This window comes from Phenylobacterium sp., assembly GCF_004799395.1.
Lineage (GTDB): Bacteria > Pseudomonadota > Alphaproteobacteria > Caulobacterales > Caulobacteraceae > Phenylobacterium.
This window is the reverse complement of the sequence record NZ_SSMZ01000142.1, coordinates 1-12,771: the sequence shown is the minus strand read 5'-3', so window position 1 is coordinate 12,771 and position 12,771 is coordinate 1. Positions and strand designations below refer to the sequence as shown.

Genomic DNA, 12,771 nt, shown 5'->3' with positions numbered 1-12,771 from the left:
TCTACTGTCAATTGCTGGAATATTGCTCGTTATTGGTGGATTTCTTATCATCTTTATTGATAAGGGCCCTTTGCCGCGCGATGTGGGAATGATCCTGGTGGCAAGTTCTGCATATTTTGTTCGCACAGCCGTCGCGGGAAGGCGGACCAGGGCCCCTGACTCCAAGGTCGCGCCTGCTAGCTCGCAGGCGCGTAGAATTCCTATCGTGGGCGCCTCAATCGGGATCGCTTGGGTCGCGAGCGCGGCATTTCTACTGAGCCGTGGGCCCGACGACGCGGCAGCCTTGTATGGGATCTATGCGCTGGTGGGGTGCTTCGTCGCCTCTGTGGCCTGGGCGGCGTATTATTTTCTTATTCGAGGAAGGTGGTGAGCGGCAGTGTCGTCCAGCCGGATGGCTGGTTATACGCCGCAGCGGCGAAGCCGGCGCCGGCTTGAATGGCGACTCTCTCCCGGCCTACGTCCGGCGGCACGCGACCCATTGGCGCACTTCCAGGATGGTGGACGCATCTGCTGGAAGACCAAGGCTTGCGCGGGCCAGCGCGGACCAGCGCGGACGCACCTATGCGGCGAGCGGCTCACCGGGCGGGATCACGTGATCCAGAGTCAAGAGGGTGACGATGCCGTCATGGGTGGTGATTACCCCGCGCACAAACTCGTGCACGCGGGGCGCGCCGACGTCCGGCGCCGGCTGCATCATTCCCTCGCCGAGGGTGAGGATGTCGCACACCGCGTCGACCAGCAGGCCCACCAGCCGGTCGCCGATCTCGGCCACGATCACCACCGAGGCGGTGTTGGGTTCGCTTTCGCCAAGGCCGAGGCGCGAGGAGAAGTCGATCACCGGCAGGACGGAGCCCCGCAGGTTGATCATCCCGAGCACGTGGTCCGGCGATTGCGGCAGGCGGGTAGAGGCGCTCCAGCCGCGGATTTCGCGTACCGACATGATGTCGATAGCGAACCGCTGGCCGCTGATCTCGACGATGATCAGCTCGTGGCCCGAGTTGAAATCGAGGGTCTCGGCCATGCTCAGAACTCCGACCATTCGGATGACTTGACCTGATCGATGGAGATCAGCTGGGCGACCTTCGCCTGCTGAGCGCGGACTGAGTTGCCTGGGGCGGCCGCGCCGTCAGTGCGGAAGCGGGAGACCAGATTGCCGAGCTCCTGGGCTTCGCCGCGCAGGCTGGCGGAGGCGGCCGTGGCTTCCTCGACCATGGCGGCGTTCTGCTGGGTGACCTGGTCCATCTGGTTGACCGCGACATTGACCTGGGCGAGGCCCGTGGCCTGCTCCTGGGCCGCCGAGGCGATCTCGGAGACCAGCGCATTGATGCGGCCCACCTGATCGACGATCTGCTCAAGCGCGTGGCCGGTCTCGCCGACCAGCTTCACGCCCTGGCCGACCTTGGCTGCGGAGTCGGAGATCAGGCCCTTGATCTCCTTGGCGGCGTCCGCCGAGCGTTGGGCGAGCGCCCGCACTTCGGAGGCCACGACCGCGAAGCCCTTGCCGGCGTCGCCGGCGCGCGCCGCCTCGACGCCGGCGTTCAGGGCCAGCAGGTTGGTCTGGAACGCGATTTCGTCGATAACGCCGATGATCTGGCTGATCTTCTGGGCGGAGCCCTCGATCTCGCTCATGGCGGTCATCGCCTGGGCGACCACCTGGCCGCCGGTCTCAGCGCCGCTCTTGGCGGAGACCACCACTTCGCGAGCTTCCTTGGCGCCCTCGGCGGTCTTGCGGACCGTCGCGGTGATTTCATCGAGCGCCGCGGCGGTTTCTTCCAGCGAAGCCGCCTGCTGCTCGGTGCGGCGCGACAGGTCGTTCGACGCCGTGGCGATCTCATCTGAGCCGCTGCGGATTCCGCCGGTCGCCACAGAGATCGTGCCCATGGCCTCGCTGAGGCTGCTGGCGGCGGCGTTGAAGTCGGATTTGATCTGGGCGTACTGGCCATCGAACTGGGCATCGATGCGCGCCGTCAGATTGCCCTGGGCCAATTGGCTGAGGCTCGCGGCGAGGGTCTGCACCACCGCGGTCTGTTCGGCCTCAGTCTTGGCGCGCTCGGCCTCTGTGCGGCTGCGTTCGGCCTCGGCTTCCTTGCGCAGGCGCTCGGCGTCGGCTTCCAGGGCCTTGGCGGCCACGCCGTTGTCCTTGAACACCTGCACGGCCTTGGCCATGCCGCCGACTTCGTCGCGGCGCTGCTGGCCCTCGACGTCGACCGTCAGGTCACCGCCGGCCAGCTTGCCCATGTTGACCGCGAGGCTTGCCAGGGGACCGGTGATGCCCTTGCGTGCGATCAGGATGCCTGCAGCGATCATCAGCACGGTGGCCGCAAGGGCGCCGCCGATCATCAGCATGGTGTCCTGCTTGTTTTGTGCAGTGATCGCGTCGGACCGGGTGTGAACCTCCTTGATCAGCTCATCGCGAAGCTCTTTTCCGGTGTCGATGAGTTCGGCGATGCCCTTGTCGGCTGTCACCTCAGCCGCCTTGGCCGGTTCGTCTTGGTTCTTCTCGCCAAAGGCCATGGCCGCGTCGCTGAGCTTGACGATTTCAGCGAGCTTGGACTGCATCGCCTCGAACCGGTCGGCCCGCTCCGGCAGCAGCTTCAGGGCGTCGGCGATGTGTTCCGCACCCTTGGCTTTGCCCTCGAGCTGCAGGCCCCTGCCGGCCTTGGCTTGATCGCTGGCAGCGTCGAGGGCCACCATCATGTAGGTGCCGTAGCCGATGTTCGTGAAGTCGCGGTTGGCCATGGCGATGTCGAGGGCCGCGCCGTTCTGGTGGTCGATGAGGTAACTATAGGTGTCGTCCAGCGCCTTCAGGCGAAGGGAGCCGTAAACGGCGATACCCGCGGCGACCAGACCCATGGCCATCAGCAGCGCGATGATCTTGGTTCCGATCTTGGTGTTTTCCAACAGTCCCATTGCGACCTCTATTCCTCGTTGAGGCAGCCGACACGCCCGGAGACCGGCGTCAAAAGGTCCTGACAACGACCTCGGCTAACCTATTGCGAAAGACGTTTCCCACGCAGAGCCTTCGTTTTGGTAAATTGTGGGAATTTCCGGTTTTTGGGACCCGGCATGCTGCTTCGGGTTCATCCGCCAGAGTGACCCGTCAGCCCGTTTGCTGATCGCGCCGCGCCAGATGGCGCCGACTATCCCTGGCTCGAGCGTTCACGCGCGTCCATGCCGCCCCCAAGCGGATCAACTGAGCTAAGGCTTGGGTAACACGAATACCGGGAAGGTCTGCCTGGGTGGTGGGCCCAACCGGTCGTTGGATGGGTTCCGGAATGCGGAAGATCAGTTGGCCAGGGGTGGATCATGCGCTTGGCGGCGAGGGGTTGATCGATTGGCCGCGCGTGTGCGGAAACAGATAGAAAATCCGAAGGTGTGACCTGGATGGGGTCTGGAGCCCTAACCGGTCTCAGGAAGCTCCTCGGGAAACAGTAGCTTGGGGGGTTCCGTCACCGCCAACCTCCCGCTCAGCGGGAGCCATGGAGCCTTGGCGACGACGGGCTGACGGTCAGGCGGCCGACGCCGCAGCCTCTTCCGCATCGTTCGGCGCCGGCTCAAGCGCCTGTTCCATGGCGGCGAACAGGGCGGTGATGTCGATCGGTTTGGGCACCATGCCGTCCATGCCGGCGGCCTGGTACTCGGCCACCTGGTGGGTCATGGCGTTGGCGGTCACCGCCAGGATCGGCGTACGCGACCGGCCAGTGGCCTGTTCGCGCTCGCGGATCGCGCAGGTGGCGGCGACCCCGTCCATGATCGGCATCTGGATATCCATCAGGATGACGTCCCAATGCTGGGTCTCCCAGGCCTCCAGCGCCTGGCGGCCGTTTTCGACCATCGTGGGAACGATGCCGGCTTGGGCCAGCAGGGTTTTCAGCACCAGTTGATTGGTGTGGTTGTCCTCCGCGGCAAGGACGCGGATCTGCACCGCATCCTCGGCTTCGGCGGTGACCCCCTCGGCGGGCGAGGTTTCCTCGTGCGGAACCGCCGGGGCCAGCGGCAGCCGGACGATGAACTTCGACCCCTCGCCGGGCACGCTGGAGGCTTCGATCGAGCCGCCCATCAAATGGGTCATCTGGTGGCAAATGGCCAAGCCGAGGCCCGCTCCGCCGTAGCGGCGGGTGCTGCTGGCGTCGGCCTGGTAGAAGCCTTCGAACAGGTGGCCGATGTCCCCGGAGTCGATCCCGATGCCCGTGTCGGCGACCTTGAACATCACCGCGTCGTTCTCGCGCCAGACGCTCATGGTCACGCCGCCGGTCTCGGTGAATTTCACCGCGTTGTCCGCCAGACTGTAGAGGATGCGCCGAATCCGCGCGGAGTCGCCGTCGTAGCGGCCGCAGGCGTCGTCGGCGATCTCGAAGTGGAAGGACAGGTCCTTCTTGTCGGCCAGCGGCTGATAGGCGGCCACGACGCCGCGCACCAGGTGACCAAGGTCGAACTCGGCGATTTCCAGTTCGAAGGCGCAGGCCTCGATTTTCGACAGGTCCAGCAGGTCGTTCAGCACCGCCAGCAGGCTCTCGCTGGAGCGGCGGATGATCTTCAGCCGTTCACGCTGCACCTGGCTCAGCTGCTCGGTGGTCATGGCCTGGGCCATGCCCAGCACCCCGTTCAGGGGCGTGCGCAGCTCGTGGCTCATGGTGGCCAGGAAGTTGGATTTGGCGCGGTTGGCGGCCTCGGCGGCGCGCTCGCGCTCCTCGGCGGCCTGCCGGGCCTGCATCAGCTCGTCCCATGAGGCTGCGAGCTGGGCTCGGGCCGACCAGAACTGCACGCCGAACAGCAGCAGGGTGAAGCTGGCCGCGACGGCGTTGACCGCGTGATTGGCGCGAAGCTCGGTCTTGACCTGACCCAGGGCGACCAGCCCCAGGATGGCGATGTAAGGCGAGAGGCTGGCGATCAGCACCCAGCGGGAGCGGTAGTAGCGCATGAGCACATGCACCATCGATACGCTCATCAGGGCGAAGGCGAATAGGCGCTGGACCGGTCCTCCGCGCACGATCAGGACGAGCGCCGCCAGCGCATAGAGGCAGGTGGCCAGGATACGCAGCACCGGTGCGATGCGTGAGGCGATCACCATGAAGCGGGTCTTGCGCACGACCTGGCGCAGCAGAAGGTCTTCCGAGGCCAGGACGGCGACCGCCGCCAGAGCCCAGCCCACCAGGTAGCGCCACGGCGTGACCGGTGCGGCGCTCACCACGACCATCGCCAGACCGAAAACCTGGACGACCAGGTTGCGGCTGGTCTGGACGGCGAACGAGACGGCGTGCGGGAACAGGTCCAGAGACCTGGAGGCGTTTCCTGGGCGGGGAGACATCTGCTGGTCCTCCTCTTGCCTCCATAAGCTGCCCATAAAGTCCTGCCATAAGGTTACGACTGCAGGTTGCGTCCCGGGTTGCAGTCGTCGCCAGCGGGTCAGGTCACCGCCGCGCGCTGGTGGAATTCGGGCCGGTCCCAGGCTCGGGTGGCGAGCACGTCCGCCAGCGTCTCGGCGGCGTCCCACACCTGGGCGTAGCTGAGGAAGAGCGGCGAAAAGCCGAACCGGGCGATGTCGGGCGACCGGAAATCGCCAATGATCCCGCGCGCCATCATCGCCTGCACCAACGCATAGCCTTGCGGGTGGGCGAAGGAGACGTGAAGTCCGCGGGCCGCTGCCTCGCGTGGGCCGGTCAGGACGAGGCTCGGGTCGGCGGCGCGCGCCTGGGCCTCAGCGATAAACAGCTCGGCCAGGGCCAGGCCCTTGGCCTCCACCAGCGTCGGAACGGCCTGAAGCTGCAGGTCGAGGCCCGCCTCCAACGCCGCCAGCCCCAGGATCGGCGGGGTGCCGGTGATCTGGCCGCGGATGTCGGCGCACGCGCGGTAGCCGTCCTCGAAGGCGAAGGGTTCGGCGTGACCCATCCAGCCGGTCAGCGGCGAGCGGATCGCGCCCTGGTGGCGCTTGGCGACGAACAGGAAGGCCGGCGCCCCCGGTCCGCCGTTCAGGTATTTGTAGCTGCAGCCCACCGCCAGGTCGGCCTGGGCGCCGTTCAGGTCCACGGCGATGGCGCCGACGCTATGGCACAGGTCCCAGAGCATCAGCGCGCCCTTGGCGTGGGCGGCGGCGGTGACCGCGGCCAGGTCCCAGCGGCGCGAGGTCTTGTAGTGGACCTGGGTCAGGATCACCGCGGCGGTGTCCTCGTCGATCGCGTCGAGCAACTCGTCCGGCGCGACGGTCTTCAGCCGCACGCGATCCTCGAGCAGGGCGCCCAGGCCCTGCACGGCGTAGAGGTCGGTGGGGAAATTGCCGGCTTCGGAGAGGATCGTGGTCCGGCCGGGCCGCAGCGAGCAGGCCCCGGCCGCGAGCTTGAAGAGGTTGACGGTGGTGGAGTCGGCGACGGTCACCTCGCCGGGGTCAGCGCCGATCCTCTGGGCGATCTTGTCGCCGACCCGGGTCGGCGCGCCGATCCAGTCGGCGGTGTTCCAACTCCTCACCAGCCCTTCGCCCCATTGCCGACGGGAGACCTCGGTCAGCCGGTCGTGGACCGCCCGCGGCGGCGGTCCCAGCGAATTGCCGTCGAGGTAGATCACGCCGTCCGGCAGAGCGAAGGCGTCGTGGAACCGCGCCAGCGGATCGGCGGCGTCCAGCGCCAGGGCCTCGTCACGGGTCACGGAAGCGGTCTCTTGGCCATGCAAGGCTCATAGAGCGCGCGAGGCCGGACAGAAAGGGGCGGCTGACGGGCGAGGGCGGGCTGTGCTTAAGTCGCGTCCTGCGGACCTGGCTCCGCGGGATTTGAACCAACGCATTTCGCGCGGGCGAAGACCCGCCGGGGGGATTTTCCAAGATGATCAAGCTCAGCCGTTTCGCCATGGCCTCGGCCCTGGCCCTCAGCCTGGCCGCCGGCGCGGCAGGAGCCGCCGACAAGCCGGCCGACAAGAAGGCCGCCGCCGCTATGGCTGCCGCCGCCAAATGGCCGGGCCTGCCGCCGGGCACGGTCGAGGAATATGCGGTGATGCGCGACGGGGCCAAGCTCGCCGGCAATGTCTACAAGCCCGCCGGAACCGGGCCATGGCCGGTGGTGATGACCCGGACGCCGTACCTCAAGGACGGGCGCATCGACAAGGAGCACGACCCGGACGGGGCCAAGATGCGCGACGCCCTCACCAAGCAGGCCAAGCACTACACCGACGCCGGCTACGTGTTCGTCCTGCAGGACACCCGCGGCAAGGGCCGTTCCCAGGGCTTCTACGCCGCCTTCGAGAACGACATCGAGGACGGCTACGACAGCGTCGAGTGGGCGGCCAAACAGCCCTGGAGCAACGGCAAGATCGGGCTCACCGGCGGCTCGGCCATGGGAATCACCGCCAACGAGGCCGCCATGGCGGCCCCGCCGCACCTGAAGGCCGCCTATGTGGTGGTCGCGCCCTACGACCTACTGGCCAACAGCTATCCGGGCGGCGTCCTGAAAGAGAAGGACGTGCTGGGCTGGTCGAAGGGGCAGGGCGTCTCCGACGAGGTGCTCGACACCCAGCGTCGCCGGGTCGAGGACGATGTCTTCTGGAACCGCTCGGCGATGAGCACCAACCGCAAGTACATCCAGATTCCGATCTTCAACGTCGGCGGCTGGTACGACATCTTCAACCACGGCAACATTTCCAACTTCGAGTACCTGCAGAACCAGGGCGCCAAGGGTGCGCGCGGCAACCAGAAGCTGATGATGGGGCCGTTCGGCCACGGCAATCTGTCGGGCAACCTGACCTATGCGGGATTTGACCGCCTGAACCTGGCCAGCGACCAGGAGCTGCGCTGGTTCGACTATTGGCTGAAGGGTGTCGACAACGGGATCATGGACGAGCCGCCGGTGTCCTATTTCATGATGGCCGCGGCGGAAAAGGGCGCGGTTTCGCCCAAGAACGGCATGCGCACCTCCGCCAATTGGCCGCCGGCCAATCGCGAGGTGCGCTTCTACCTGGAACCGGACAAGACGCTGTCCAACAAGGCGCCGACAGGCGAGGGGACCAAGCTCAGCTACCGCTTCGACCCGGCCAATCCCGTGCCCACAGTGGGCGGGGCGAACCTCACCTTCGAGCGCGGGCCGATGGACCAGCGGGCGATCCCGGCGCGGCAGGACTATCTGCGGTTCACGACACCGGCGCTGGACAAGGACGTGGTGATCTCAGGTCCGGTGAAGGTCGAGCTCTACGGCGCAACCGACGGCCCCGACACCGACTTCATGGCCAAGCTGGTCGACGTCTATCCCGACGGCTACGAGGCCCTGGTGCTGGACGCCCCGGTCCGCGCGCGCTTCCGCAATGGCCGCATGCCCGATCAGGTGAAGATGATGACGCCCGGCGCCCCGGAGGAACTGGACATCGACCTGTGGTCGACGGCGATCACCTTCGAGAAGGGACACCGGATCGCGGTGCACATCACTTCGTCCAACAGCCCGCGCTTCGAGGTGAACCCCAACACCGGCGAGGCGGCGGGCGGTCACGCCCAGGCCCCGCGCGTGGCGACCAATAGCGTCTACATGGACGCCGCCCACCCTTCCGCGCTGGTCCTGCCGGTGGTCTATCCGGACGGGAAGTAGACCCAGCTACGGCTTGCCGTCGGGCTTATCCTTCGGCTCGTCGTGGTGGAAGAAGCCGAAGCGTACGCCGCCCTGGTGGTAGCCGGGGCGGTAGGTCTGGTCATGGCCGAACTCGGCCCCGGGCGCGCCGGCCCGCTCGCGCTCCTTGCGCTTCAGGGCCTTGTCCAGCCGCTCGTCCTCGACCTCGAAGCTGACGTCATCCGGTGTCCCCGCCGCGGCGTCATCGGGATGTTCGTGGTCAGCCATGGCGTGAGTCCTCTTCGTTGACGTCCCAGGACAGTCAACGGTCAAGGCCAAGCTCGCGTTCCGTCACGCGCGCCCAGCGACAGGCAGAGTTTCGAGCGCCATGACGTCGGTGGCCTCGTGGGCGTCCATGATCTTCAGAAGCCGGGCCCGGGCGCGGTTGACCCGGCTCTTGATGGTGCCGAGCGCGCAGCCGCAGATCTCGGCGGCTTCCTCGTAGGAGAGGCCGGCGGCCCCCACCAGCACCAGGGCCTCGCGATGCTCGTCGGGCAGCTTGAGCAGCGCCTCCTGCAGGGAATGCACTGCGACGCTCCAGTCCTGGGTCGGCGCCGACTTCAGCGTTCCGGCGTATTCCCCCATCTCGTCGCGTACCTCGCGGCGGCGGCGCAAAACGGCGGTGTAGTAGGTGTTGCGCAGGATCGTGAACAGCCAGGCGCGCAGATTGGTGCCGGGCTCGAACTTCTCGCGGTTGGTCCAGGCCTTGATCAGGGTGTCCTGCACCAGGTCGTCGGCGTCGGAAGAGTTGTGGCACAGCGACCAGGCAAAGGCCCGGAGCGCCGGAATGAGGCTCACCACCTCATCGCGCCAGCTCGGCGCTTCGGGCAGGGCGCGGGCGCTGGTCGACGTCTTGTCCGGAGTCATCACGTTTGCCTCTCGCCCGCGCCCGGCGCCTCGAAAAACGCAAGCCCAACGCATCCGTTCCGGGGCGTTCGGAGTTGAAAGGCCGTCTGATCGCGAACCTTGTTCGCCAGCACGGTTGCGCCTGCGCGCGGAATGCTTAGGTCTTGGTCTTGCGGGGAGGCGACGTCCGGCGACGGGCGCGTGGAGAGGAGGCCTATGGTCCAGTCCGACGACCCGCAGCGGCTAGCATCGCCGCTCGCTCAGCACGCCGCGGCCGCGCCGCATGCGCAGCCCTCGAGCGCGGTCCATCGCTTCCGCGCGGTGCGCCAGGCCACCGAGGACCTGACCCGCGCCCTGACACCGGAAGATCAGCTCGCCCAGTCCATGCCGGACGCCAGCCCCACCAAGTGGCACCTGGCGCACGTCACCTGGTTCTGGGAGACCTTCCTGCTGGTCCCGAACCTGGCAGGCTACAAGCCGTTCGATCCGCGGTTCCACTACCTGTTCAACTCCTACTACGAGGCGCTGGGCCCGCGGCAGCCGCGGCCGCAGCGGGGTCTGCTGACCCGCCCGTCGCTGGATGACGTGATCGCCTACCGGGCCCACGTGGATGCGGCCATGGGCCGCCTGCTGGCGGACGGCGCGGGCGAGCTCGCGCCCCTGCTGGACCTTGGCCTGGCCCACGAGGAGCAGCACCAGGAGCTGATCCTGATGGACATCCTCCATCTCTTCGCCCAGTCGCCGCTGCAGCCGGCCTACGCGCCGCCGCGGCACGCCGCTCACGGCCATCCTGCGGATCCGTTGCGCTTCGTGGGCTACGAGGGCGGGCTGGTGGAGATCGGCCACGACGGCGCGGGCTTCGGCTTCGACAACGAGGGCCCCCGTCACAAGGTCTGGCTGGAGCCCTTCGAGCTGGCCGACCGGTTGGTGACCAATGCCGAGTGGCTGGCGTTCATGGCCGACGGCGGCTACCGGCGCCCGGAGCTGTGGCTCTCCGAGGGTTGGGCGCGGGCCCAGGCGGAGGGCTGGGACGCGCCCTTGTACTGGCAGGAGACCGCGAGCGAGCCCGGCGGCTGGAGCTCGATGACCCTGCACGGCCTGCGGCCGCTCGACCCGGCCGCGCCGGTGGCCCACGTCAGCTTCTACGAGGCCGAGGCCTACGCCGCTTGGACGGGCGCGCGCCTGCCCACCGAGGCGGAGTGGGAGCATGCCGCCGCCGGGCTATCGGTCGCTGGCAATTTCATGGGGACGGGACGCCTGGCGCCTGGCGCACCGCCGCCCGGCGCGGGCCTGCGCCAGATGTTCGGCGACCTGTGGGAGTGGACCCGCAGCGCCTATGCCCCTTATCCGGGGTTCCAGCCCGCGGGCGGTGCGGTCGGCGAGTACAACGGCAAGTTCATGGCCGGCCAGTTCGTCCTGCGCGGCGGCGCGACCGTGACGCCCACCGGCCACACGCGGGCCAGCTACCGCAATTTCTTCTATCCGCAGCAGCGCTGGATGTTCTCCGGCGTCCGGCTGGCCCGCGACACCGTCCGGGATGCCCAGGCGGAGGTGACGCGCGAATTCGAGGCCGACGTCCTTGAGGGGCTTTCCCGACCGCAGAAGGCCGTCCCGCCGAAATATTTCTACGACGCCGAGGGCTCGCGCCTGTTCGAGGCGATCACCGAGCTGGCCGAATACTATCCGACCCGCACCGAGGTGGGCCTGTTGCGCCAGATCGCGCCGGAGATCGCCAAGATCATCTCGCCTGGCGCAGTCTTGGTGGAATTCGGCAGCGGCGCCAGCACCAAGACGCGCCTGCTGCTCGACGCCGCGCCGCAGATCGCGGTCTACGCCCCGATCGACATCAGCCGCGCCGCCCTCGACGAGGCCGCCGCCGCCATCCGCCGCGACTATCCGAAGCTGACGGTCGCGCCGCTGCTGGATGATTTCACCCGCGCGCTCAGCCTGCCGGCGGCCGCGCAGGGCCGGCCGGTCACCGGCTTCTTCCCGGGCTCGACCATCGGCAATTTCACGCCGGAGGAGGCGCAGGCCTTCCTCGCCGGCGCGCGAGGCCTGCTGGGCGGCGGTTCGCGGTTCCTGGTGGGCATCGACGTCGTGAAGAATCCGGCCGTGCTGATCGCCGCCTACGATGACGCGCTGGGCGTCACGGCGGCGTTCAACAAGAACCTGCTGGGGCGGATCAACCGGGAGCTGGGCGCGGACTTCGACCTGAACGCCTTCGCGCACCGGGCGATCTGGAACGCGGCCGAGAGCCGCATCGAGATGCACCTGGAGAGCCTGAAGGATCAGCGGGTGAGGGTCGCGGGCTCGGCCTTCGCCTTCGCCCGGGGCGAGACGATCCACACGGAGAACTCGGCCAAGTTCACGATCGAGCGCTTTGCGGCGCTGGCGCAGAAGGCGGGCTGGACGCTGGAAGCCAATTGGCTGAGCGAGGGGCCCGCCTTCGCGGTGGTGTCGCTCTTAGCCTAGGTCGCCCCGGCCGCGGGTGCGTCCGCCGCCTCGGCTGGCTTCGCCGCCCTTGCGGCCCGCGGCGGCGGCGAGATCACGGTCCTTGGCGAAGCTGCGCTTTTCACCCGGCACGCTGGCGCCGCCCTTGCGGGCGATCTCGCGGCGGCGTTCGGGGTTCATGGCGGCGAAGCCTCTACGGGCGCGGGGCTTTCCGGTGTCGGCGGTGGGCATGGGGGGTACGCTCCTCGGGCGACTTGTGACGTTGCGGTGGGCTAACCCACGAGGCGCGGCCAAGGTTGCGTCGAAAATCGTCGGAGTTGCGCGTTGGGGGCGTCAGGACGCAAAGCTTCGCCTTGCGGTGGGTTTCCGCGGCGTCATCACAAATTCGAGAGGGACGCCCCTAGAGGGGAAGCTGGACCCGCGCCGTCAGGCCGCCGCCGACGCGGTTGATCAGGTCCACGTCACCGCCGTGGCCGCGGGCGATGGAGCGCACCACGGCCAGGCCGAGGCCGATGCCGCCGGTCTGGCGGCTGCGCGAGGGTTCACGCCGGTAGAAGGGTTCGAACACCTTCTCGCGGTCCGAGGGCGGGATGCCAGGCCCATCGTCCTCGATCTCCACGAAGGCGTTGGCGCCGTCGCGGAACACGCGCGTGCGGGCGCGCCCGCCGAACTTCACGGCGTTTTCCAGCAGGTTGGAGAACAGGCGCCGCAGCGCCATGGGGTCGCCTTCCAGCACCACCTTCTCGCCCGACTCCACCTCCGTGGAGGCGCCGGTTTCGGCCATCTCGTCGCAGAGGCTTTCCAGCAGCGACGACAGCTCCAGCGGGGTGCGCTCCCCCGGCCGGCTGGCGTCGCGCACGAAGGTGAGCGCCGCGGAGATCATCTCCTCCATCTGGTC

Annotated in this window: 11 protein-coding genes; 3 read left to right on the top strand and 8 right to left on the bottom strand. The window is 67.9% G+C overall.

The window, feature by feature from the left end:
* The coding region (locus tag E8A12_RS09450; protein WP_293367979.1) for a hypothetical protein at positions 1-370 on the top strand (370 nt) is incomplete at its 5' end.
* 189 nt (positions 371-559) lie between these two features.
* Here E8A12_RS09450 and E8A12_RS09445 read toward each other — a convergent pair.
* From E8A12_RS09445 to kynU, 4 genes are all read right to left on the bottom strand, one after another.
* A complete protein-coding gene (locus E8A12_RS09445) occupies positions 560-1,021 on the bottom strand; it encodes a chemotaxis protein CheW (protein WP_293367977.1) in 462 nt (153 codons plus the stop codon).
* Between the two features lie 2 nt (positions 1,022-1,023).
* Positions 1,024-2,910, bottom strand: a complete 1,887-nt coding sequence (locus tag E8A12_RS09440) for a methyl-accepting chemotaxis protein (RefSeq protein WP_293367975.1) — start codon at positions 2,908-2,910, stop codon at positions 1,024-1,026.
* 598 nt (positions 2,911-3,508) lie between these two features.
* Complete coding sequence (locus E8A12_RS09435) at positions 3,509-5,308, bottom strand: ATP-binding protein (protein WP_293367973.1); 1,800 nt, start codon at positions 5,306-5,308, stop codon at positions 3,509-3,511.
* Positions 5,309-5,406: 98 nt separating this feature from the next.
* A complete protein-coding gene (gene kynU, locus E8A12_RS09430) occupies positions 5,407-6,639 on the bottom strand; it encodes a kynureninase (RefSeq protein ID WP_293367971.1) in 1,233 nt (410 codons plus the stop codon).
* Between the two features lie 173 nt (positions 6,640-6,812).
* Here kynU and E8A12_RS09425 point away from each other — a divergent pair, with 173 nt between their 5' ends.
* Positions 6,813-8,558: a CocE/NonD family hydrolase gene (locus E8A12_RS09425; protein WP_293367969.1), complete on the top strand. Its 1,746-nt coding sequence runs from the start codon at positions 6,813-6,815 to the stop codon at positions 8,556-8,558.
* A gap of 6 nt (positions 8,559-8,564) precedes the next feature.
* Here E8A12_RS09425 and E8A12_RS09420 read toward each other — a convergent pair whose 3' ends face one another.
* A complete protein-coding gene (locus E8A12_RS09420; protein ID WP_293367967.1) occupies positions 8,565-8,804 on the bottom strand; it encodes a hypothetical protein in 240 nt (79 codons plus the stop codon).
* 63 nt (positions 8,805-8,867) lie between these two features.
* Positions 8,868-9,443, bottom strand: coding sequence for a sigma-70 family RNA polymerase sigma factor (locus E8A12_RS09415; protein WP_293367981.1), 576 nt, complete (start codon positions 9,441-9,443; stop codon positions 8,868-8,870).
* Positions 9,444-9,638: 195 nt separating this feature from the next.
* On the opposite strand from E8A12_RS09415, the gene egtB reads away from it, so the two are divergent.
* Positions 9,639-11,894, top strand: a complete 2,256-nt coding sequence (gene egtB / locus E8A12_RS09410; RefSeq protein ID WP_293367965.1) for an ergothioneine biosynthesis protein EgtB — start codon at positions 9,639-9,641, stop codon at positions 11,892-11,894.
* Here the strand turns inward: egtB and E8A12_RS09405 are convergent.
* Positions 11,886-12,104, bottom strand: a complete 219-nt coding sequence (locus E8A12_RS09405) for a general stress protein (protein WP_293367963.1) — start codon at positions 12,102-12,104, stop codon at positions 11,886-11,888. The two genes, egtB and E8A12_RS09405, sit on opposite strands and share 9 nt — an antisense overlap.
* A 169-nt stretch (positions 12,105-12,273) precedes the next feature.
* On the bottom strand, positions 12,274-12,771 hold a 498-nt coding region (locus E8A12_RS09400), incomplete at its 5' end, for an ATP-binding protein (RefSeq protein WP_293367961.1).

Coding starts and splice junctions, on each gene's coding strand:
- E8A12_RS09445 (WP_293367977.1), bottom strand. CDS start 1,021: ATGGCCGAGACCCTCGATTTCAACTCGGGCCACGAGCTGATCATCGTC.
- E8A12_RS09440 (WP_293367975.1), bottom strand. CDS start 2,910: ATGGGACTGTTGGAAAACACCAAGATCGGAACCAAGATCATCGCGCTG.
- E8A12_RS09435 (WP_293367973.1), bottom strand. CDS start 5,308: ATGTCTCCCCGCCCAGGAAACGCCTCCAGGTCTCTGGACCTGTTCCCG.
- E8A12_RS09425 (WP_293367969.1), top strand. CDS start 6,813: ATGATCAAGCTCAGCCGTTTCGCCATGGCCTCGGCCCTGGCCCTCAGC.
- E8A12_RS09420 (WP_293367967.1), bottom strand. CDS start 8,804: ATGGCTGACCACGAACATCCCGATGACGCCGCGGCGGGGACACCGGAT.
- E8A12_RS09415 (WP_293367981.1), bottom strand. CDS start 9,443: ATGACTCCGGACAAGACGTCGACCAGCGCCCGCGCCCTGCCCGAAGCG.
- egtB (WP_293367965.1), top strand. CDS start 9,639: ATGGTCCAGTCCGACGACCCGCAGCGGCTAGCATCGCCGCTCGCTCAG.
- E8A12_RS09405 (WP_293367963.1), bottom strand. CDS start 12,104: ATGCCCACCGCCGACACCGGAAAGCCCCGCGCCCGTAGAGGCTTCGCC.